Genomic DNA, 19,491 nt, shown 5'->3' with positions numbered 1-19,491 from the left:
GATGGATAAACAATTATCCCCATACTCTGATGGCGTAAACTTGTGTCTTGACGAACTGCTTTACTACAAGCAGCAAGCGATAAAGTGGTTACCTCCTGCAAAGAGTTTGTGGTCTCAAATGCTGGGGCAACATCAGAGTAAGCAACTAGGCCGTGGTATGGACTTTGCCGAAGTCCGCCAGTATCAACCTGGTGACGATGTGCGGAGCATTGATTGGCGCGTAACCGCTCGAACCGGTAAACCTCATACCAAGCTTTTCACAGAAGAACGAGAGAAGCCCATCATTGTGTATGTGGATTTCAGTGCCAGCATGATGTTTGGTTCTCAGCTGATGTTCAAATCGGTCTTGGCATCTCATATGGCAAGCCTGATTGCGTGGTTGTCTGTTGCTCAGCGAGATCGTATAGGCGCAATGATTGATACTGGCGACCAACTGACTGAGCTAAAGCCGACCAGTCGTAATCAAGGGCCGCTCGCGTTAATTCAGCATCTGGTGAAGCTTCATCAGGACAAACTGAATCAATCGACTACGCCCCACTCCTCAGATATGGGCCATGGCTTACAGGCACTGAACCGCCTATGTCCTAAGGGGAGTGAAGTGGTCATCATCAGTGACTTCCTGCGTTTCTCAGAATCAAACCAGCCATTACTCACTCAGCTACGTGCCCACAACCGCGTACGATTGGTTCATATTTCCGATCCTTTGGAAGCGGGCATTACCAGTTATCGTGGCGTCGAGCAAGTTTCCGACAAACGTCAAACGTTGTGGATGGACTTTTCTTCACGAAAAGCACGCGATCAGATTAAGTCTGTTTTTGAGCAAAAGCAGCAAGATCTGAAAGACTTATCTATTAACCATGGCTTGAGTTTTACCCGTCTCTCTACCCAAGAATCATTACTACAACAATTATCTGGACGTAATCAATGAGCACCAATAACAAGGATTCACTACTACCACTTAATCCAATGCATTTACCGGAGGTGCCCTCGTGGTTTCCACTGGCATGGGGATGGTGGGCGACCGCAGGAGCGATTGTCTTTGGCACATTGATAATTTGGCTGACCTATCGCTGGAATAAAAAGCGTATGGCACCAAAGAAAACCGCGCTGAAGCTTATTCAGGCAGGTGACAAACCTGCTGAAGCCATTGAATTATTACGTCAGGCCGCGCTGTGTTACTACCCAAGAGAAGAAGTAGCGCAGTTAACAGGCAAAGAGTGGTATGCCTTTCTTGATACTCAGATGAAATCACCTGTGTTCCTCGAGAACTATGAACTCTGGCAAGAGGCTTTGTATTCGAAAGAGCCCGTAGGAAACGCGTCCGAACTGATTACCCATTGCTCCCAGTGGGTCGATGAGGCGCTTCCGCCAAAAAGAAGGAGAGCCAAAGTTGGCTAACATCGAATTCGTATGGTGGTGGGCATTTCTGCTGCTACCACTCCCCATACTGATTTATTTTTTACTGCCGCCAGTTAAACAGTCATCTCCCGTTTATATGCCCTACCTGCCCAACTCAGCGGCAGGCAGTGCGCCGAGGAACTTGTTGGCTAAAGTTCTGGCGGGTCTGGTTTGGGTCTGCCTGATTACCGCGGTTGCAAGACCTGTCTGGTATGGCGACCCTGTCACGACACAACCGAAGCATAGAGACATGATACTGGTAGTTGATCTGTCTTACTCGATGAGTAAAGAAGACATGCAATTCAACGGTGACTACATCGACCGTTTAAGCGCAGTCAAACAGGTCTTATCTGATTTCATTTCCAAACGTCAGGGAGACCGATTGGGCCTAGTGCTGTTTGCCGATCACGCTTATCTGCAAACACCATTAACGCTTGATAGACATACCGTTGCCGAGCAGCTCAATCAAACCGTATTACGCCTTATTGGGACCAAAACCGCGATTGGTGAAGGCATAGGGCTGGCGACCAAAACGTTCGTCGATAGCGATGCACCGCAGCGTGTGATGATACTACTCAGCGATGGCAGTAACACTGCGGGCGTACTTGACCCAATCGAAGCGGCCAAAATTGCCAAGAAGTACAATGCCACGATATACACTGTTGGCGTCGGCGCCGGAGAGATGATGGTCAAAGAGTTTTTCATGACACGTAAAGTCAACACAGCTCAAGACCTAGACGAAAAATCTCTGATGGAAATCGCCAAGCTGACAGGTGGGCAATATTTCCGTGCCCGTGACAGCAAAGAACTGGCGACTATCTATGACACCATCAATAACCTAGAACCTGTTAGCCAAGCCACACAAACCTGGCGGCCACAACAAGAGTGGTTCGGGTTTCCACTTGCAATCGCACTGGCGGGCTTCTTCGCACTTATTATCATTAGGAGGAACCATGTCTGATTTTAGCTTCCTCTATCCAGAGTGGCTGCTGGTACTTCTTCCACTATGTGGTTTAGTTTTCTGGCTCTCAAAACGTAGCCGTAACCAGACGTTAATTGCCCCCCATCTTGCCGAAGCAATGGGTATACAACACAAATCGGCACGCAATGCTGTCACCAGTGCAATCGCCATCTGCGGTTTACTCGCCACAATTGCTCTCTCTGGGCCAAGCTTTACCAACTCTGAAAGACCTAGCTTCAGCAACGACAGTGCTCGTGTGCTAATCATGGACATGTCGATGTCTATGTATGCCACTGACATCAAACCTAACCGGCTGACTCAGACTAAATACAAGGCCAGTGACCTACTCAAAAAATGGAGTGAAGGTACCACTGGTCTCATCGCTTACGCTGGCGATGCGTACACCGTTAGTCCGATGACCTCAGATACGCGTACCATTCAAAACCTGATCCCCAACCTCAGCCCCGAATTGATGCCCTACCCCGGTGCCGACGCAGTAAAAGCCGTTCGTTTAGCTATTGATATGATGAAAAACGCCGGCTTGTCTCGTGGTGACATCATACTCTTCAGTGATGATTTGGATAATGCGGAAACCCAAGGAATTCAAGATCTTCTTGAAGGCACACACTGGCGACTGTCCATTCTGGGTGTAGGTACCCGTTCAGGAGCCCCGATACGACTCAGTGATGGCACTCTGCTCAAAACCGATGCTGGACAAACCGTGGTGGCGAAATCCAACTTCAGTAACATGAATAGCGTGTCCAAATCCCTTGGTGGTTTCTTTACACCTATTCAGCTCAATAACAGCGACATAGACGCCATAGCCAATCACACAAGTAGCATTGAAAGTACGGGTAAACTAAACCAGTCACAACAAATCAGTGATCGGGTCAACAGCGGTATCTGGTTGTTACCTTTGCTGATCATCCCGACGCTTCTTATGTTTCGTCGTGGCTTTTTGTTTTCGATGATCATCTTGGCTTACCCACTACTGTCGCCTAAGCCAGCGATGGCTTCAGCTTGGCTTAACAGTAATCAACAAGCCAAACAGCTCTACGATGCCGAGCAGTATCAAGAAGCGGCGGATCTGTTCGAAAACAAAGAGTGGCAAGGTATAGCGCAGTATCAGGCGGGTAACTTCCCTGCCGCCATCAATGCACTTAAAGATTCACAAACGCTAAACGGAAAATACAACCTCGCTAATGCCTACGCTCAAAACCGAGAGTTTGACCAAGCCATTAGCCTTTATGAGGACGTGCTCAAACAAGATCCGAGCAACGAAGATGCAAAGAAAAACCTGGAGATTGTCAGACAACAGCAACAGCAACAGCAACAGCAACAGCAACAGCAACAGCAACAGCAACAGCAACAGCAACAGCAACAGCAACAAAAGTCTGGCAATGACTCCTCTTCAGAGCAAGAGAATTCCTCTCAATCTGGGCAAGATTCATCTTCAAATGAGAAATCGTCTGACAAGCGATCTGAGCAGCAGCAATCTCAAAAACCTCAGCAAACCCAAGAAGAGACAGGCGAACAGCAAAAGCAACAGGCATCAAGTTCCGAAACTTCTCAGCAGCAACAAGACCAAGACAAGCAACAGCAAGGTGCTTCAAAGTCGGAACAAGAGCCAGCTCCGCAAGATAAAAGCGCGACTCAACCGCAAAGCGCAGCTGAGCAGGAGCAAAATTTAGAGCAAATTGACCCTGAACTTCGAAAACTGGAACAGGTCGAAAGCGCGCGCGACCCTAGCCGTTTACTCAGAGCTCAAATGATGTTGCAAGCTCAGCAAAAACAACCACCGCAGAATACAGGTAAGAAGTGGTAACTATGAATCGACAAATAATGAAACTGATTAGCTTAGTGGTGCTGGCTTTATCTTTTGTCAGCCCTGCCGCTATGGCGGCAAATGTCTGGGCGACCGTCAGCAAGAATAAAGTCGTCAAGAACGAAGTGTTCCAACTTCGCGTTGTAGTCGACGAAAAAGTCTCTTCCGATGATATTGATTTCAGCGCACTGGAAAAAGATTTTTATGTTGGACGACCTAGTTTTGGCTCTTCGATCAACATAGTCAATGGTGATCGCAGTACACGCAGTGAGTGGAATCTAACACTGGCCGCTCAAACACTTGGCGTTGCCAATATTCCCGCTTTTACAGTCAGCGGGGCGAGCTCAAAGCCGATTGCTATTCAGGTTACTATGGACACCGATGAGCCTAAAGTATCCGACTTAGTTGAGCTACGCAGTTCACTGGATAAGACGACACTTTACCCAAATGAAAGTGCCTCATTACGTACTCGCCTAATCATTAAAGCAGATCCAAGACGCCTGCAAAGCCCTAATGTCATCCCTCCTCAAGTCGACGGATTGACCTTAGCTCAAATCGGTGAGCCAAAGCAGTATCAAAGTGTTCTCGGCGGTGTGGAAGTCACTGTACTCGACCAAGCCTATCGCGTGACAGCAAACCAGCCCGGCGAATACACACTACAAGGTGCCGCATTCAAAGGTTCTGTTGTTTATGGCAATGACCGAACAGGGACCACCAAACTTATCTCAGTTGATACGCCAGCAAAAACCTTTGCTATCAAAGTTGAAGATAAACCCGCTGGCTACAGTGGCGTATGGCTGCCAACATCGGAGCTTAAGCTAACCCAAACATGGGTTGCGGCGAATGGGGAACCTATTCCTTCATCAACCACACATCAAGCTAAAGTGGGTGATTCGATTACACGAGAAGTCACCTTGGACATTGAAGGGCTCTCTTCTGACCGTTTCCCGAATCTGAAGATCAGCTATCCTCAAGGCATTCGTGTGTACGAAGAAAAGCCTCAGTTCACGCAGCTAGAGAATGGTTTCACGCGCATGACATTGAAGCAGGTGCTTATTCCTCAGCAAACTGGTGATGTTCAACTTTCAGAGATCAATCTCAATTGGTGGGATAGCCAGAACAAACAGCAGAAAACCGCTCATCTAGATGGTATAGCGTTAGCTGTCAGCCCGGGAGAGAGCCTAAATATTCAAGTGCCTGCGTCTCAGTACTCAGCACCAGCTGAAGTAAAAACAGTCACCGTAAGCGATCCTGGCTTTTGGCCTTATCTCACTGCGCTGTTTGCCTTGCTTTGGGTTATCACAACCGCTTTATTGTTCAGAAAACGAAACACTAGCGTGCAGAACCAGCAGAAGCCAATCGCACCACTCGATGCAAGTGGCCGCTTAGTTTCAGCGCTTGAAGAACAAGATCACTTTAAAGCACAACACTGCGCATCTGAATGGCTTCAGGAAGCCCAGATTAGCGATAAGGCGCTTCTTGCCGATATCCAAAATGAATTGGATGAAATGCAAAAATCACGTTTTTCTCAGCAAGAAACTGGCTGGAATGCTTCAAAACTGCTTAAACTAATTAAAAAGGTGGACAAAATGCCTCGAGCAAAAGGGAAGCCTGAGGAAACATTAGCGAAGCTTTAATACCGCGAAGGCACTGGTAGAGGCATTGTTCAGGTCCAAGTTCATTGTATCAATGAATAGCTGGAGGAATGATGTCGGCAATAGAAAAGCCAGATCCCAGTACTCATTATGTGATCCTATATTTTGATGGGTCTCAAATGACTTCGTTTGAAGTTGATGCGCATAGTCGGAATGAAGCGATAGAAGCGTTTAAAGACTTGGGATTTGCTGAGCGTGATATTTTCTCGATTTCTCCCTGATGACATCACGTAAACTCGAAAGGTAGCTTCACGGCTACCTTTCTGTTTTTTGGAAGAATAGTAAGACAATGAATGGCACTGCATTAAGGACGATAGTGACATTGGGGGCGCTACTTTTTACCTGCGCTTCATCCGCAATGGTCGACTTAGTTAAAGTCGACAAGTCCAAACGTCGCATGTATCTGATTGACAATGGTCAAGTGGTGAAAGAGTTTCGCATCGCGCTAGGTAAACACCCTAAAGGGCATAAAACTCAGGAAGGGGATCATCGAACGCCTGAGGGTCGCTACTACCTTGACTTCGTGATTGATAAATCAGAGTTCTATCGCTCAATCCACATCAGCTACCCTAACCCAAGAGACATTGCTTATGCCGCAAAACTTCACGTCGATCCCGGTGGTAACATTAAGATTCATGGATTAAGAAACGGGGAAAAGCGGCCAGCCAAATTCGTACAAAGTTTTGACTGGACCAATGGCTGCATAGCCATTACCAACGAAGAAATGGATGAATTGCTCACTCTCGTGAAAACAGGAACACCCATTGAGATCCGCTGGTAATACTTAATCCTTACATACCTCTGGTTCAGCCGATCCCGCTTTCTTCTCTCTTGTGACCCACCAGCACAGCAGTGAACCGATTGTCACTAGAGCGACGCCTTGCAAGAAGGTATCCGTAAGAACCAAACCAAGAATCACAGACGAAATAACGGTCGAAAGAACAGGTGTAAAGTAAGATAGCGTCGCCAAAAGCACCATGTTACCGCCGATAATTGCGTAGTTCCAAAGCGCGTAGCCACTGCCCATTGCAATACCTGTAATCAGCAACAAACCACCGGATTCAAGGTTAACGCTCATCCCTGTTTCATTACTGATCGCGTATTTAATCCATAAGGTCACGGCCGTCATGATAAAGAACAGCGTAATCGGATTTTGCCCTTTGGAAATACGCTTAGTCAGATTACAGTAGATTGCCCACAGAAACGCGCCCACAAATGCCATAGCGTAGGTTACAGGGTTAGTCGCCACATTGGTTGCAATTTGGGTGAACGAAAGCCCTTGATCGCCAGTGATACTCCAAGCCACACCAAAAAACGCCAGTGCGATTGCGGGGTAAACGAGAATATTGGTTTTCTTCGGGCTGAACGTCACAGCCAGTAAAACGGTCAGAGCGGGCCATAGGTAGTTAATCACCAGCATTTCTACGGCTTGTTGGCGAGAGTTCGCCATAGCCAGTGCAAGTGCCAAACATATTTCATAGGCGACAAACAGCCCACCACCAATCAATACATAGGTCAGAGAATATCTTCTGATTTTTGGCAGGCCCATTACCATCACCAAAAACAGAGAAGCGACAGTATAGATTGAAGCAGCGCCACCAATCGGCCCTAAAAACTCAGTGACCGTTCGCGCTAACCCCATCACACTGCTCCAAAGCAGGATGGCTAACACACCGCACAAAGTAAATTTATGTTGGCTCACTCTATTCTCTCAGATTAACAGCAAAGGAGCTTAACCTAGCGTTAACTGTCATTCTCTGTCAAATGTCTTATCAATTTTGCCGGAGTTCCACCATACAAGCTGTCGGGTGGTACGTCTCGTGTTACCACTGAATTAGCGGCGATGACACTGCGCGCACCAATAGTCACACCTTGATTAATTACCACGTTGCCACCGATCCAAACATCATCTTCCACAGTAATAGGCAAACAGGTGGTTTCCCAACCTCTTCGGCTTCGATAGTCCAAAGAATGACCCGCTGTGTAGAACTGAGTGTTTGGGCCGATAAGTACGTGGTTGCCAATCGTAATCTCAGCCCCATCCAACATGGTCACATTCATATTGATGAAGGTGTTATCGCCAATCGATATCGTTTTTCCAAACTCACAAAGAAAAGGAGAGCGAATCATGCTCGCTTCGCCAAAACGTTTCAGCAGCTGGCGACAGGTGTCAACACGCTGAATATCACTGGTATTGTGATTTAGCTCCTGCAAAAGGCGTGTTGCTTGCTCGCGAATGCGATTAACGCTGCCATCAGCCCCGTTAAACAACTGACCTGCGACCATTTTTTCAAACTCTGTCATAACGTTTTCCAATTAACTGCTTGAATGGGAAAGGTAAAATAGCGCGAATACAAGATTGGAAAAAGAGAAAACCTAACCGGTGAATATTTCCTTAATTTACAAAAAAGCCGGGCTGTAAACCCGGCTTTCCATCTAAATAGAACAGGTTACACAATTTCCCAGCTATGGGTCATTTCTACGCCAGCACCTAGCATCAGACACACTGAACAGTACTTTTCCAGAGAGTCTGCTGTTACTTTTGCGACAACATCTGTATCCAGATTGTCTCCCGACACTTCAAAGTGGATATTTACTTTGGTGAAAATACGAGGAGCTGTTTCACGGCGCTCGGTCGTCAGTTTCGCAGTGCAGCTAGTCACCTTCTGCAAGGCTTCTTTAAGGCCATCAACAACGTCAACTGAGCTACATCCGCCTGCCGCCATCAGAACCATCTCCATTGGGCTGGGTGCTGTTGCACCGCCATTGCCATCCATTACGACTGAATGACCAGATTGAGAGTGACCTAGAAATTTAAAATCTTCGATCCATTTAACTTCGGCTTGCATATCTTTCTCTCTTATACGTCTGTCGGGAATGTTACACCCGTTTGCTTGCGAATCTCTGTCAGCAATTTAGCCACAATCAGCGAGCGCTTCATACACTCTTCGTCAATTTTTTTCGTTTCAAATTGCTTAGCAAAAGCCAGTGCTTCGTAATACATTGGATTCGGATCTTGTTTAACACTCAAATCGACACCAACACCACCTCTGGCAATCTTTGTCAGTTTTTTGCCTGTTGAAATCATCTCCATAAGCAACGCCCCTTCCTCACCTTGAATTTCACTCGGCAAATAAGAGTCACTGGTCTTAGAATGTTGCAGCACCACTTCAAAGCCGTCGTAACCTAAAATAACGCTTCCGCTGCCATCGACACCACTATCTAGCATCTGAGCCTGTGCTTTTATGCTGTGAGGTTCGCCAAACAATTCAACAGCTGAGCCAACACAGTAGTAGCCGATGTCCATAATCGAACCATTTGCAAAGGCAGGATTAAAGGTATTTGGGTTTTCACCAGCTAAGTACTTAGGGTAGCGTGACGAGTACTGGCAATAAGTGATCAGTGCTTTGCGAATCTTACCGATGTTCTTACTTTGTTCTTTCAGTAGTTTGAAGTTTGGTGTGTGGGGCGACATGAACGCCTCAAAAAGAACCACATCATTCGCTAACGCAGTCTGATACATTTGTTGTGCTAACTTATCATTCGCAGCCAGTGGCTTTTCGCAGATAACATGCTTACCTGCTTCAAGTAATTTCAATGCTTGTGGAGCGTGTAGTGAGTTGGGGCTGGCAATGTAAACCACGTCAATCGACTTAGAAGTCGCCAGCTTATCAAAATCATCAAAAAGAGTTGGTGATGCGTATTTCTCAGCAAACTCTTTCGCTTTCTCGATAGAGCGAGAATAAACGCCAGCCAAAAGATATTGCTCTGTCTTCAACGCAGCTTCAATGAACTGATCGGTGATCCAGTTCGTCCCGATAACAGCAAGTCTAATCATCATTCCGTCTCCAATCATGACAAAAGGAGCCGATGGCTCCTTTGTTATTTATTTTTGTTCGTGTTGGCTATCTTACACTGTCATCACAACTCGTACCGCTAAAAATATCAGCACAGCGCCTGACAGGCGATCAATCAGTTGTGCTTTTGAACGAATTTTGTCTAAAAGGCGTGGGCTCGATAGCAAAAAAGTAATCAGGGTATACCACAGACCGTCGACCACTAGCGGGGTGAGAACAATTAGCGCTTTAGCCGTTAGACTGTCCCCTACCGCAACAAACTGGCTGAACAGCGCGATAAAGAACAGCGCAATCTTAGGGCTGAGAATGGAGATAAGAAACCCTTCTTTTGCGGACTGCCAAGCCGATGTGTGCTCGCCCGACTCCAGCTTCGCTGCCACACCACCTTTTGAGCGCAACGCATTGTAACCAAGGTATGCGAGATACGCCGCGCCAGAGTAGCTGATCGCTTTGAAAAGCAGCGATGACTGTTGCAGGACAACGGCAAGGCCGATCAGGGTAATGAAGGCGTAAATACCAATACCAAATGCATGTGCCCATGCTGCTGCCAAGCCATTTTTTCGCCCCCCTGCTAGGCTATGTTTTGCGACCATAGCGAGACTCGGGCCGGGCGACATCGCCCCTAAAATACAAACCGTAAAAAGTGATAGCCAGATTGTGAGTGTCATTGTTTTTTCCTGAGGCTGAATCCATGTCGTTAAACTATCGCAGCGAATTAATGATTTGAAATCAAAGTTTATTATATCGGCTATGATTTCAAATCATACCTACAGAATAACTTGACGTGCGCATCGCGTGCAGAACCATCTCACGCATCCATTGATGTGCTTTGTCCTGATCGTATTTGGGGTGCCACATCAGCCAATACTGATGTGCTTCTGTCTCAAATGGCAGAGGACGATATTCAAGGTTATGATTCGCCGACAAGTTCAAAGCGATGTGCTCAGGTACCACCATCAGATAATCACTGGAAACCAACGCATTGACCGCAGCGGAAAAGAACGGGACTTTTAATGCAATTCGCCTTTCATACCCAAGAGATTTGAGAACAATATCTGTACTTGAATCCTTATCTCCTCCCCCAGTCACCTTCAAATGTGGGTAACTTACCAGCTCTTCTTCTGTCAGTGTCTGCTTGGCCGACAACGGGTGAGATTTACGCATCAGACAGACTGATTTGTCCTCACCAATTTTCACACTGGTCACATTAGCTGGCTTTTCTGGCTGCATGGTCGATGCCAAGTGAATACCGGTTTCACCAAATTGTTGAAGATATTCTGGCTGCCATAAGCGATAGGCAAGATTGACGTTCGGCGATTGCTCCACCATAACGGCAACCACATCGGGCACTATGTATTGAGCGACATAGTCACTGGAAGAGAGGACAAACTCTTGCTTCCATGTTTGCGGATCAAAAGGTTTGTCGTGCAGTAGTTGTTCAAACTCTCCTAACAAAAGATTGAGCTTTTCCTGCATGGCCAATGCTCTTGGTGTCAGCACCAAGGCATTGCCTTCGCGCACCAATAAAGGGTCACCACATAAGTCTCGAAGCTGAGCGAGCTGGCGACTCACGGCTGATTGAGTAATGTTGAGTCTATCTGCAGCTCTGCTCACGTGGCACTCTTCGAGCAACACCTGCAACGAACGTAACAAGTTGAGGTTGATATGATTAAGAGACATGACGTGTATTAAAGAACTCCGTGAGTACGGTGTGAGTCATCAGATGGCGCAGTTCAGGGATTGTCTGTAGTTCATCACGAATCTCATTGAGCCTTGCCATGGTAGGCACTTCGACAAACAACATCATGTCGGTTTCACCAGTTATCGCATGACACCATTTCACACCATCTATCTTATATATTGTCTCAGCATAGGACTCACAATAATGAGAGGAGGCTGACATGTCGAACTTCAATGCCATGTACGCCTGTATAAGGTCCGGTTCGTCTTGGGCGATATTCGCATGGTAACCAAGAATGACTTTTTCCTGTTCCAGCTTCTGAATTCTTGCCGTCACAGCTGAGCGTGACAAATTGACCTGTCGAGCAATATCACTGACCGAAGCTCTGGCGTGGCGTCTTAAAATATCGAGAATTTGATTGTCGAACTTATCCATATTACTTCCTGTCATACCTCAACTTATCCTGTTGATTTCAGGTAATGTGACACAAAAACCTGTTGGGCGAAAGAGTACAAATTGTCTATTCACTCACCTGACTTCCGCCAAAGTGACATATAACTACGACAAATTGCTTGCTGTGTTTTTTCATATGTTTGAGTAAGCTATCAAAAAAAATATCAGGAAAGGAAACCATGAGTCAGCTAAAACAAGAAATCACGTTACTCTCAGGCGTTGGGCAACTCTCAACGACCTTGCTGGGAACTGGCCTTTTCATGGTGCCAGCCATTGCCGCTGGTATTGCAGGTTCACTCTCACTTTGGGCATGGCTAATTCTATTTATTGCGATATGTCCGATTGCGCTGACCTTTGCTCAACTGGGAAAGCGCTATCCGAATGCAGGTGGCACTGCGCACTTCGTTCGCCAGGCATTTGATAAACGCCTTGAAAAAAGCGTTGCTTGGTTGTTTGTCAGTGTCATTCCAGTCGGTGTCCCTGCCGCAGTGGCGCTAGCCGCTGGCTTTTTACAGCAATTACTGCCTGAAGCGCTGAACTCCTCTATTTTCGCTCAACTGCTAACAGTGTTTCTCTTAATCGCTGTTAATCTGGCGGGCACAAAATCATCGGGACGCCTTCAGACGCTTATTGCGCTCAGTATCTTCGCTCTGGTCGCTGCATTCTGGTGGAAAGGTGATATTGGCGCGCAAGATCTGACAATGCCAGCGCTCTCCTCCGAATCAACTTGGAGCATTGGGGCTGCATTGGCCGTTATGTTTTGGTGCTTTGTCGGAATTGAAGCATTCGCCCACATGGGGGAAGAGTTTAAGAATCCACAACGGGATTTCCCAATTGCGATCATCATCGGTTGTTTTGTGGCGGGTGCAGCCTATTGGGCATGCTCTGTCGTCATACTCAAATACGGGGCTTATGGGAGTAGCGAATTTGACAGTGCTTCTATCCCTTGGCTGTCAGAGATGCTATTCGGTGAACAATTTAAGTTGCTTATCAGCGCTCTCGGTTTTGCAGCCTGCTTTGCCAGCGTGAATCTATATACACAAAGCTTATCAAGGATGGTTTGGGCGCAGGCGCGCGAGTATAAGCCTCAAAGTGCGCTAGCTAGAGTCTCAATTCGAGGCGTCCCTGCAAACGCCACATTAGCCGTTGGTGTAGTGTTGGTATTGTCGTGCCTAGTGGGCGAAATTTCAGGGCTAGACTTAGAGTTCTTCCTTAAGCTGGCGAACGGTATTTTCGTTCTGGTGTATTTATTAGCGATGTTATCTGCCTACAAGCTACTTACCGGTATCAGCAAATGGCTTGCAGGCGTGTCACTACTTATCTGCACAGGCGTGTTTATCTGCTTAGGTTGGTCAATGCTATACGCCGTTGCTGTCTTTGTTTTATTGTCCCTAGCATGGGGAAAGCGACAAACACTGGATCAAAGTCAGGCTAAATAGCATAGGAGGTGACGGCGTCACCTTTAATTTCCAGAATGCTTTGAGGAAGCACCGCCTTCCAGCCTGAGCTTTTCTCCAGCGGCTCTGATGCCAAAGCAATGTTCGCGCCCTCTTGTCTTATGAATACGGTTGGCGCGTCATCATCAGAGCTATAACGGACTGCCCAAAACTGCTCTCCATCTGAAATGCAAATAGACGCTTTTAATGGCTCTTCAATGCCTTTCGATTTCAACATTTGGCTAATATCAATAATGGTTTTACGAATCGCTTCGACAGGCTGTTCACACAGGCCATTGTGTAGCATCAAAAGAAAAATCAGTTCGCTGTCGGTCGTACCCATGCGTTTAAGGAACAATGATTCAGGTAACTGGCTTTGCAGCTCATATTTAACGCGCTCGAATTCACCAATCTGACCATTATGCAGAAACATCCAGTTGTCGATGATAAACGGATGACAATTAGAGCGAGAGACCTGTGTACCCGTAGATGAGCGAACATGCGCCATAAACCGATGAGAACGAATGTGATGTGCCAGAGAGCGTAGGTTTTCATCTCCCCAGGCTGGTAAGACTTCGTGGAACTGCCCTGGAGTGTCTCGCTCAGTATACCAGCCCAATCCAAAGCCGTCGGCGTTGACCCTTGTTACGGCTTTTCTTGCATCGAGGCTTTGATGCACCAGAGAGTGCTCAGGTTCATACACCAATTCGTCTAAATAAATTGACTCTCCCTGATAGGCTAACCAACGGCACATATTCTTCCCTCAATTGATGACATTTTGTTCAATACAATCACGATTCAAATAATCGGGCAAGTGCTTGTATCCCGGGTTCGATCTCTTGCAATGGCGTATTACCAAAACCGAGTACGACCGCTTGCCACTCTCGATGACTCTCATTGTTATGTTCATAATAGCTTAGTGGCCGAAGCACTATCCCTTGCTTCGCAGCCCTTGCCACCCACTCTTGCTCATCTATTCCACCGTTCCATTTGAGCGTAACATGCAAACCCGCCGCTTGGCTGATGATCGTAACCTGTCCACCGAATGCTTGCTCTATTGCTTGACTGACAACTTCATGCTTTTGTTTGTACAGTCGGCGCATTTTTCGTATATGACGCAGTAAATGGCCTTCAGCAATAAAGTCCGCTAACGCTTCCTGAGTATGTGACGGGGAATCACCGCTCATGGCATCTTTGATTTCAAGACAGCGCTGAATTAAATTATCCGGCACCACCATATAACCTAACCTTAAGCCGTTAAACATCACTTTACTCAGTGAGCCGATATATACCACGTGCTCATCTAGCCCCATTTGGCCCGCTAATCCCTGTAAGCTGGTATAAGGCCGGTGTGCAAACTGAAACTCACTGTCATAATCATCTTCGATAATCCACCCTTGATTACTCGCCGCCCATTCAATCAACTTCAGGCGATTTTCAGTGTTGATGGTCGTTCCCATTGGATATTGGTTACTCGGGGTGATGTATAGCGCTCGTGCCATACTTTTCAGGACATCACTCAACTCAAAGCCTGTTTCTTGATGCACCGTCAAAGGTTCCAGCTGATATTGGTTGAGTTCAAGCACCTTGGTCATTTGGGCATACCCTGGCTGCTCCATTAGAACTTTTTCACCTTGTGCCAGAGTCGCCGCCATCGCAATGGTCAAAGCCTGTTGAGCACCAGAAGTCACAATGATTCTCTGTGCCGAGCAGTGAACGGAGCGGCTGGAAGACAAGTAATCAGACAGCGCCGCTCTAAGCGCTTCACTGCCCTGAATATTTTGATTTCCCAGTAACACTGGGCGTAGAACATGCCTTTGCAGCAATCGCTGCCATTTACCAAGTGGAAACTGTGAAAGATCTGGAACGCCAGGTGCAAATGACGAATTGATATCAAAGCAGTTGGACTCGACCGAAGACGTACCCTGAATCACAGTCGCTGGCACATATTTATCCGGTAACTCAACCGCAACGTAGAACCCCGAGCCTTGCTTGCTTTCTACGTAGCCTTCCGCCAACAGCTGCTCATAAGCGGCCGTCACTGTATTACGACTCACATTGAGCTCACTGGCGAGCTTGCGCGTCGAAGGCAACTTACCCTGCAATGGCCACAAGCTTTTCACTATTTTGGCTCGAATCGCATGAAATAACTGCTGTTGTAAGGTGCTCGCCCCACCTGAGAGAGTCAGATCTCCAATATCAATCAACGCCATTAACTGGACCTATAACTTTGTCAAAACTGGCTCTCAATAACATACCAGTTAAACATTAGATTGGAACCATAAATTACAAGCCAATGGAGAAACGCAATGCTATCAAACACAGAAAGGACCCAAATAAAAAAAGGCGCACACAAAGCCGTGTTCGAGGACAAACATCTTAAACAAATAATTGATGAATCATTAATCGCCCATATCTCGATTAATGACGCTAATGGCCCTATTGTGATTCCTATGTTGGCATGGCGTGTTGATGAACATGTGTATATACATGGTGCGAACAACAGCCGATTGCTGCGCTCATTAAAACAAGGCCACCAGACCTGCCTGACATTCACACTATTCGATGGCTGGGTTCTAGCGAGATCGGCTTTTCACCACAGCGCGCACTATCGCTCAGCAGTCGTGTTTGGCCAATTTGAAGTAGTTGAAGAGAAGCAGGAAAAAGATCGTCTGCTCAATCATTTTATTGAGCAAATTGCCCCCGGAAGAACGGAGCAGGTCAGATTAAGTAGTGACAGAGAACTCGCCGCGACAATGGTGCTTAAGATGCCGTTAAGAGAAGCGTCGGTCAAAATCAGTCGTTTTGGAGTCAACGATGATGAATCCGATTTGGATCTTTCCGTGTGGGCTGGAGTCTTACCCTATCGGACGATAGTTGGTCCACTTGAGCCAGTAGAAGCTTCCACACATTTGGAAGAACCCGATTACAGCAGTGCTTATGGTGAGCGTTGGTACAACCCAGTGAACTAACACTCAATCAAAACCGTAAAACGAGCCCCGCCTAGCTCACTCTCGCCTAAAGAAATACGCCAGTTGAGTCGTTTGGCAGCTTCTGAAGCAATGGTCAGCCCTAACCCAAAGCCGTCGCTATGGCGGCTTTCATCCAGTCTGGAGAATGCCAGAAAGATCTCATCATATTTATCTTTAGGGATACCAGCTCCGTCATCTTCGATATCAATCACTAATGTGTTGTCAAAACCGACTAAAGTGATCGCGACCGCAGCATCCGCATAACGGAATGCGTTTTGAAGCAGATTATCAATCACTAAATTAGCTAAAGTTTCCAATACATCCAAAGCTGGGATGGGCTCAGTCAAAGAGGCATGAAAGCTGATTTTTTTGTTGTAATGCTCTTGCCTGTTAGTACGCTGTTTAAGCCAGTGCTCAGGGAGAAGGTTTTGTGTATCGAGCAATTCGCTTTCCGTCAAACCTCCTACCCGGGAAATTTGTACCACGCTGGCAGCCAGCGCGGAGATATCGTCAACATATCGGTCAATATCATCAAAAAACGGTTCTTGCTCCTCAACAGCATTGCGCCTAGCCATATCGCTGGCTAACTGAATTCGACTGAGCGGCGTTCTGACTTCATGAGGAATAGCCTGCGTGTAGATCTGACTCTGCTTTACATGGCCTTCAATGTCATCTGCCATGTAGTTGAAGCTTTCCGCCAGTTCTTTGAGGGGAAGTCGGAAGTTGTCACTGTCAATACGTGCACTAAACTCACCGCGTCCAAAGCGACGAGACGCACGGTTAAGCTGATTAATTTGGTTATGTAGATGGCGAATAGGGACATAAACAAATACGCCTAAGCTGACAAATATCCAGGCTACAAGACCAATGACAAACATGACTTCGGAGTCTTCGTACCATTCAAATTGGGGTTCGAAAAAATCTCGATTCTCACTGAACATGAGACTTCTCGCCGAGTTTGGTAACGGAAACACCGCCGCATACAAGTTATCTTCGACTAGATAAACGGGGATTGACTTCAATCGGTACAGCTCGCGACAATCTGAGCATGGCAGCGTCTCAGGTTTTACGTTAACCAATGATAGATTAAAGATGTAAAACTGCTGCTTCCCCGTGTTGGTCAACTCTTTATAAAGGGAGTTAGGCTGACCACGTTGTTCGATGTATTGATTAACGAAAAACTGCCCATCATTGAGGAATATCTCGACTTCAGTTTTTCGCATAAAGTCAGAACCCAAAGTGAGAAATGCAACAACAGTGATTACAAGCCCTGTTGCCAGACTAATGTATGCTTTGGTAAAAGTGGAACGAACCATATCCGATTATGCCGCTGTGAGCATATAGCCCTGATTGCGAATGGTTTTAATCTGAGCGTTGTTCACATCCGCTCGGGCTAGTTTTCGTCGTAAGCCCGAAATACGCATATCAATGGAGCGATCATTGAAGGTGTATTCTATCCCACGGGATGACTGGCAACAGAGATCTCTTGATACCGCTTTGTCGGGTGATTGAACCAGCAAAAGAAGAATGTCGAACTCCGCCTGAGTTAAGTCAATGTTTTTGCTGCGATAAAAAGCCACTTTACGTAAAGGGCACAACTTAAACCCATAAGCTTCGTAGTTGTGCGTCGATGGCTCCTGCCCCGCTGCCGCATAACGACGTAAATGAGCTTCAAGACGAGCAACCAAGATATGACCACGAATTGGTTTAGTCAGATAATCATCGGCGCCCAATTTTAGTAAACTGACTTCACTCAGCTCCTCTTGAACTGCTGTCTGTACAATCACAACACCCTGATAGAAGGTTCGTAGCTTTTTAAGAACCGTCGCACCATCTTCCCCCGGTAACATGAGATCCAATAGCACAACGTCAGGCTGGCAGCGCGTCACCGCATCTACCGCTTTATCACCTGAGTACACCACCTCAACACCATATCCTTCGGCCTCGAGATACATTTGAGTCAGTCTTGCGATTTCCTTATCGTCTTCAACAAGAAGCACTCTGTAATTCACAATCTACTTTCGCAACCATTTATAAATTGACGCAAATTATATATTAGACGATTACTTGCTCAAGCGAGGAAATTGAGATTGCGCTCCCTGCCACACTGGATTTTGTAAGAGTCTACTTACAATCAATTACAATATCCGCTTTATCCACTCGATTAAATGCCGTCAATAGTCCCATTCTAGTTTTCGTATCGTGGACATGCTGTGTTCTGAAGGCACATTTTTCTGAGCTGAGTGTTTATGCTCTTACAAATCACAGTGGGCCTGTTCGACAATCTAGTTACTCTCTTTATTATTCACCAAAGTTATCATTCAATAAGTAAATAATGAAATGAATCCTAGCCGCTCTCTTCTTCTCTCGACGTTCACCGTCGCTTTACTATCTGGCTGTAACAGTGATGATACGAATCCAACATCAACAACGACCAATGCCGTTAATGTCTACAGCTCAGCAACCAACTGTAGTGTTCAGACTGGCGCGAATGCTTGCCAGTTCGATAAAGGCGTTTATGTACTGAGCATTGGGCCAAATGTCTCTGAAACGCAGCGTGCTCGGGTACAAACCCAAATTAACAACCTGACTAACTGGGCACACAGTGATGTGCAAAAACAATTCGCTCAAAAAACCTTGGTCATTGGTGTCATAGAAAAAGAGCCAACGGGCAGTGCTGATTATGAAACCTTCGTCCTTAATTTGGCTCAACAGGTCAACACCTCCTCTGGTATTGACGGTATTGAGCTTGTTTACACCAATAACGGCGGTGGTGACGAAACACTAAAAAACACCTCTTACCAAAAGATGCTGCAGCTTTACGACTACTATGTCGATGAAGACGCGTTAACCACACAAGGCGCCGAAGTCGCCAGTGCCTATCAAGAGTTCCAGCGCCTTCTGTCATTGCAAACTGGCGCGACTAAGCTTGAATACGACCCATGTAACTACGGAAACGGTCAGCTCGCCGCCAATACATGCCCTGCCCCAGATGACAAAGGGGACGAAGACCCGATCCACACGGTCAGCAAGGATCTCAACCCAGGCGCTCTATTGGGTTCGATGTATGAATACAAAGTTGACCCAAGCCTAGGCACCTATCCCGGTGAGCTGAAACCTTCATTTACAGCAACCGGGGATGTGGCTAGCCAAGATTCAAACGCAACAGATAACCCTCTTAACTGGACGCATAGAGCGTTTGCGCCACTGAACAACTTCCTCAATAGCTGGTTTTTCATCAATAAGAAGTAAA

General features: G+C 46.6%; 20 protein-coding genes. 9 read left to right on the top strand and 11 right to left on the bottom strand.

The window, feature by feature from the left end; translation table 11 throughout:
- Window position 1: 1 nt before the first annotated feature.
- The 6 genes from QMA41_RS12925 (at window position 2) to QMA41_RS12900 (ending at window position 6,620) form a co-directional block, all read left to right on the top strand.
- Complete coding sequence (locus tag QMA41_RS12925; protein ID WP_281629864.1) at window positions 2-928, top strand: DUF58 domain-containing protein; 927 nt, start codon at window positions 2-4, stop codon at window positions 926-928.
- Window positions 925-1,398 (top strand): DUF4381 domain-containing protein, encoded by a 474-nt coding sequence (locus QMA41_RS12920; protein ID WP_281629863.1) that lies wholly within the window; start codon window positions 925-927, stop codon window positions 1,396-1,398. The genes QMA41_RS12925 and QMA41_RS12920 overlap by 4 nt, the downstream gene beginning before the upstream one ends.
- The gene (locus tag QMA41_RS12915; RefSeq protein ID WP_281629862.1) at window positions 1,391-2,359 is read left to right on the top strand and encodes a VWA domain-containing protein; all 969 of its coding nucleotides are present in this window, start codon (window positions 1,391-1,393) and stop codon (window positions 2,357-2,359) included. Before QMA41_RS12920 ends, QMA41_RS12915 begins: the two co-directional genes overlap by 8 nt.
- A complete protein-coding gene (locus QMA41_RS12910; protein WP_281629861.1) occupies window positions 2,352-4,184 on the top strand; it encodes a VWA domain-containing protein in 1,833 nt (610 codons plus the stop codon). Before QMA41_RS12915 ends, QMA41_RS12910 begins: the two co-directional genes overlap by 8 nt.
- Before the next feature lie 17 nt (window positions 4,185-4,201).
- On the top strand, window positions 4,202-5,821 hold the full coding sequence (locus QMA41_RS12905; RefSeq protein ID WP_281629959.1) for a BatD family protein: 1,620 nt from the start codon (window positions 4,202-4,204) through the stop codon (window positions 5,819-5,821).
- Between the two features lie 307 nt (window positions 5,822-6,128).
- Window positions 6,129-6,620 (top strand): L,D-transpeptidase family protein, encoded by a 492-nt coding sequence (locus QMA41_RS12900; protein ID WP_281629860.1) that lies wholly within the window; start codon window positions 6,129-6,131, stop codon window positions 6,618-6,620.
- 3 nt (window positions 6,621-6,623) lie between these two features.
- Here the strand turns inward: QMA41_RS12900 and yddG are convergent, their stop codons facing one another.
- The 7 genes from yddG to QMA41_RS12865 all read right to left on the bottom strand — a co-directional run bounded on the left by yddG (window position 6,624) and on the right by QMA41_RS12865 (window position 11,812).
- Window positions 6,624-7,541, bottom strand: coding sequence for an aromatic amino acid DMT transporter YddG (yddG, locus tag QMA41_RS12895; protein ID WP_281629859.1), 918 nt, complete (start codon window positions 7,539-7,541; stop codon window positions 6,624-6,626).
- Between the two features lie 41 nt (window positions 7,542-7,582).
- Window positions 7,583-8,143, bottom strand: coding sequence for a sugar O-acetyltransferase (locus tag QMA41_RS12890; RefSeq protein ID WP_065742038.1), 561 nt, complete (start codon window positions 8,141-8,143; stop codon window positions 7,583-7,585).
- A 146-nt stretch (window positions 8,144-8,289) separates the two neighbouring features.
- Window positions 8,290-8,688: an OsmC family protein gene (locus tag QMA41_RS12885; protein WP_043010594.1), complete on the bottom strand. Its 399-nt coding sequence runs from the start codon at window positions 8,686-8,688 to the stop codon at window positions 8,290-8,292.
- Between the two features lie 11 nt (window positions 8,689-8,699).
- Window positions 8,700-9,677, bottom strand: a complete 978-nt coding sequence (locus tag QMA41_RS12880) for a Gfo/Idh/MocA family oxidoreductase (protein ID WP_043011078.1) — start codon at window positions 9,675-9,677, stop codon at window positions 8,700-8,702.
- A gap of 72 nt (window positions 9,678-9,749) precedes the next feature.
- Complete coding sequence (locus QMA41_RS12875; RefSeq protein WP_281629858.1) at window positions 9,750-10,364, bottom strand: LysE family translocator; 615 nt, start codon at window positions 10,362-10,364, stop codon at window positions 9,750-9,752.
- Between the two features lie 88 nt (window positions 10,365-10,452).
- Window positions 10,453-11,376 (bottom strand): LysR family transcriptional regulator, encoded by a 924-nt coding sequence (locus tag QMA41_RS12870; RefSeq protein ID WP_281629857.1) that lies wholly within the window; start codon window positions 11,374-11,376, stop codon window positions 10,453-10,455.
- Window positions 11,366-11,812, bottom strand: a complete 447-nt coding sequence (locus tag QMA41_RS12865; RefSeq protein ID WP_172846703.1) for an Lrp/AsnC family transcriptional regulator — start codon at window positions 11,810-11,812, stop codon at window positions 11,366-11,368. The genes QMA41_RS12870 and QMA41_RS12865 overlap by 11 nt, the downstream gene beginning before the upstream one ends.
- Before the next feature lie 197 nt (window positions 11,813-12,009).
- On the opposite strand from QMA41_RS12865, the gene yjeH reads away from it, so the two are divergent.
- The gene (gene yjeH / locus QMA41_RS12860; protein ID WP_281629856.1) at window positions 12,010-13,269 is read left to right on the top strand and encodes an L-methionine/branched-chain amino acid transporter; all 1,260 of its coding nucleotides are present in this window, start codon (window positions 12,010-12,012) and stop codon (window positions 13,267-13,269) included.
- Here yjeH and QMA41_RS12855 read toward each other — a convergent pair.
- On the bottom strand, window positions 13,262-14,020 hold the full coding sequence (locus tag QMA41_RS12855; RefSeq protein ID WP_095664279.1) for a class II glutamine amidotransferase: 759 nt from the start codon (window positions 14,018-14,020) through the stop codon (window positions 13,262-13,264). The genes yjeH and QMA41_RS12855 overlap by 8 nt on opposite strands.
- A gap of 37 nt (window positions 14,021-14,057) precedes the next feature.
- Window positions 14,058-15,479 (bottom strand): PLP-dependent aminotransferase family protein, encoded by a 1,422-nt coding sequence (locus QMA41_RS12850; protein ID WP_281629855.1) that lies wholly within the window; start codon window positions 15,477-15,479, stop codon window positions 14,058-14,060.
- 96 nt (window positions 15,480-15,575) lie between these two features.
- Here QMA41_RS12850 and QMA41_RS12845 point away from each other — a divergent pair, with 96 nt between their 5' ends.
- Entirely contained in the window at window positions 15,576-16,238 is a 663-nt protein-coding gene (locus QMA41_RS12845) for a pyridoxamine 5'-phosphate oxidase family protein (protein WP_281629854.1), read from the top strand.
- Here the strand turns inward: QMA41_RS12845 and QMA41_RS12840 are convergent.
- Window positions 16,235-17,554: an ATP-binding protein gene (locus QMA41_RS12840; RefSeq protein ID WP_281629853.1), complete on the bottom strand. Its 1,320-nt coding sequence runs from the start codon at window positions 17,552-17,554 to the stop codon at window positions 16,235-16,237. The genes QMA41_RS12845 and QMA41_RS12840 overlap by 4 nt on opposite strands.
- A 6-nt stretch (window positions 17,555-17,560) precedes the next feature.
- Window positions 17,561-18,253 (bottom strand): response regulator transcription factor, encoded by a 693-nt coding sequence (locus QMA41_RS12835; protein ID WP_330997278.1) that lies wholly within the window; start codon window positions 18,251-18,253, stop codon window positions 17,561-17,563.
- A gap of 325 nt (window positions 18,254-18,578) precedes the next feature.
- Here QMA41_RS12835 and QMA41_RS12830 point away from each other — a divergent pair, with 325 nt between their 5' ends.
- Window positions 18,579-19,490 carry a histidine ammonia-lyase gene (locus QMA41_RS12830; protein ID WP_281629852.1) on the top strand — a complete coding sequence of 304 codons (912 nt, stop codon included), beginning with the start codon at window positions 18,579-18,581 and terminating at the stop codon, window positions 19,488-19,490.
- Window position 19,491 lies beyond the last annotated feature (1 nt).

The sequence above is a fragment of the Vibrio sp. St2 genome, assembly GCF_947311885.1.
Lineage (GTDB): Bacteria > Pseudomonadota > Gammaproteobacteria > Enterobacterales > Vibrionaceae > Vibrio > Vibrio coralliilyticus.
The sequence above is the reverse complement of the archived record's forward strand: the minus strand, read 5'-3'. Positions and strand labels throughout refer to the sequence as shown.

Bases quoted from the DNA above. Each gene is read 5' to 3' on its own strand.
- QMA41_RS12925 (WP_281629864.1), top strand. From the start codon at position 2: ATGGATAAACAATTATCCCCATACTCTGATGGCGTAAACTTGTGTCTT.
- QMA41_RS12920 (WP_281629863.1), top strand. From the start codon at position 925: ATGAGCACCAATAACAAGGATTCACTACTACCACTTAATCCAATGCAT.
- QMA41_RS12910 (WP_281629861.1), top strand. From the start codon at position 2,352: ATGTCTGATTTTAGCTTCCTCTATCCAGAGTGGCTGCTGGTACTTCTT.
- QMA41_RS12905 (WP_281629959.1), top strand. From the start codon at position 4,202: ATGAAACTGATTAGCTTAGTGGTGCTGGCTTTATCTTTTGTCAGCCCT.
- QMA41_RS12900 (WP_281629860.1), top strand. From the start codon at position 6,129: ATGAATGGCACTGCATTAAGGACGATAGTGACATTGGGGGCGCTACTT.
- QMA41_RS12890 (WP_065742038.1), bottom strand. From the start codon at position 8,143: ATGACAGAGTTTGAAAAAATGGTCGCAGGTCAGTTGTTTAACGGGGCT.
- QMA41_RS12885 (WP_043010594.1), bottom strand. From the start codon at position 8,688: ATGCAAGCCGAAGTTAAATGGATCGAAGATTTTAAATTTCTAGGTCAC.
- QMA41_RS12880 (WP_043011078.1), bottom strand. From the start codon at position 9,677: ATGATTAGACTTGCTGTTATCGGGACGAACTGGATCACCGATCAGTTC.
- QMA41_RS12875 (WP_281629858.1), bottom strand. From the start codon at position 10,364: ATGACACTCACAATCTGGCTATCACTTTTTACGGTTTGTATTTTAGGG.
- QMA41_RS12870 (WP_281629857.1), bottom strand. From the start codon at position 11,376: ATGTCTCTTAATCATATCAACCTCAACTTGTTACGTTCGTTGCAGGTG.
- QMA41_RS12865 (WP_172846703.1), bottom strand. From the start codon at position 11,812: ATGGATAAGTTCGACAATCAAATTCTCGATATTTTAAGACGCCACGCC.
- yjeH (WP_281629856.1), top strand. From the start codon at position 12,010: ATGAGTCAGCTAAAACAAGAAATCACGTTACTCTCAGGCGTTGGGCAA.
- QMA41_RS12855 (WP_095664279.1), bottom strand. From the start codon at position 14,020: ATGTGCCGTTGGTTAGCCTATCAGGGAGAGTCAATTTATTTAGACGAA.
- QMA41_RS12850 (WP_281629855.1), bottom strand. From the start codon at position 15,479: ATGGCGTTGATTGATATTGGAGATCTGACTCTCTCAGGTGGGGCGAGC.
- QMA41_RS12845 (WP_281629854.1), top strand. From the start codon at position 15,576: ATGCTATCAAACACAGAAAGGACCCAAATAAAAAAAGGCGCACACAAA.
- QMA41_RS12840 (WP_281629853.1), bottom strand. From the start codon at position 17,554: ATGGTTCGTTCCACTTTTACCAAAGCATACATTAGTCTGGCAACAGGG.
- QMA41_RS12830 (WP_281629852.1), top strand. From the start codon at position 18,579: ATGAATCCTAGCCGCTCTCTTCTTCTCTCGACGTTCACCGTCGCTTTA.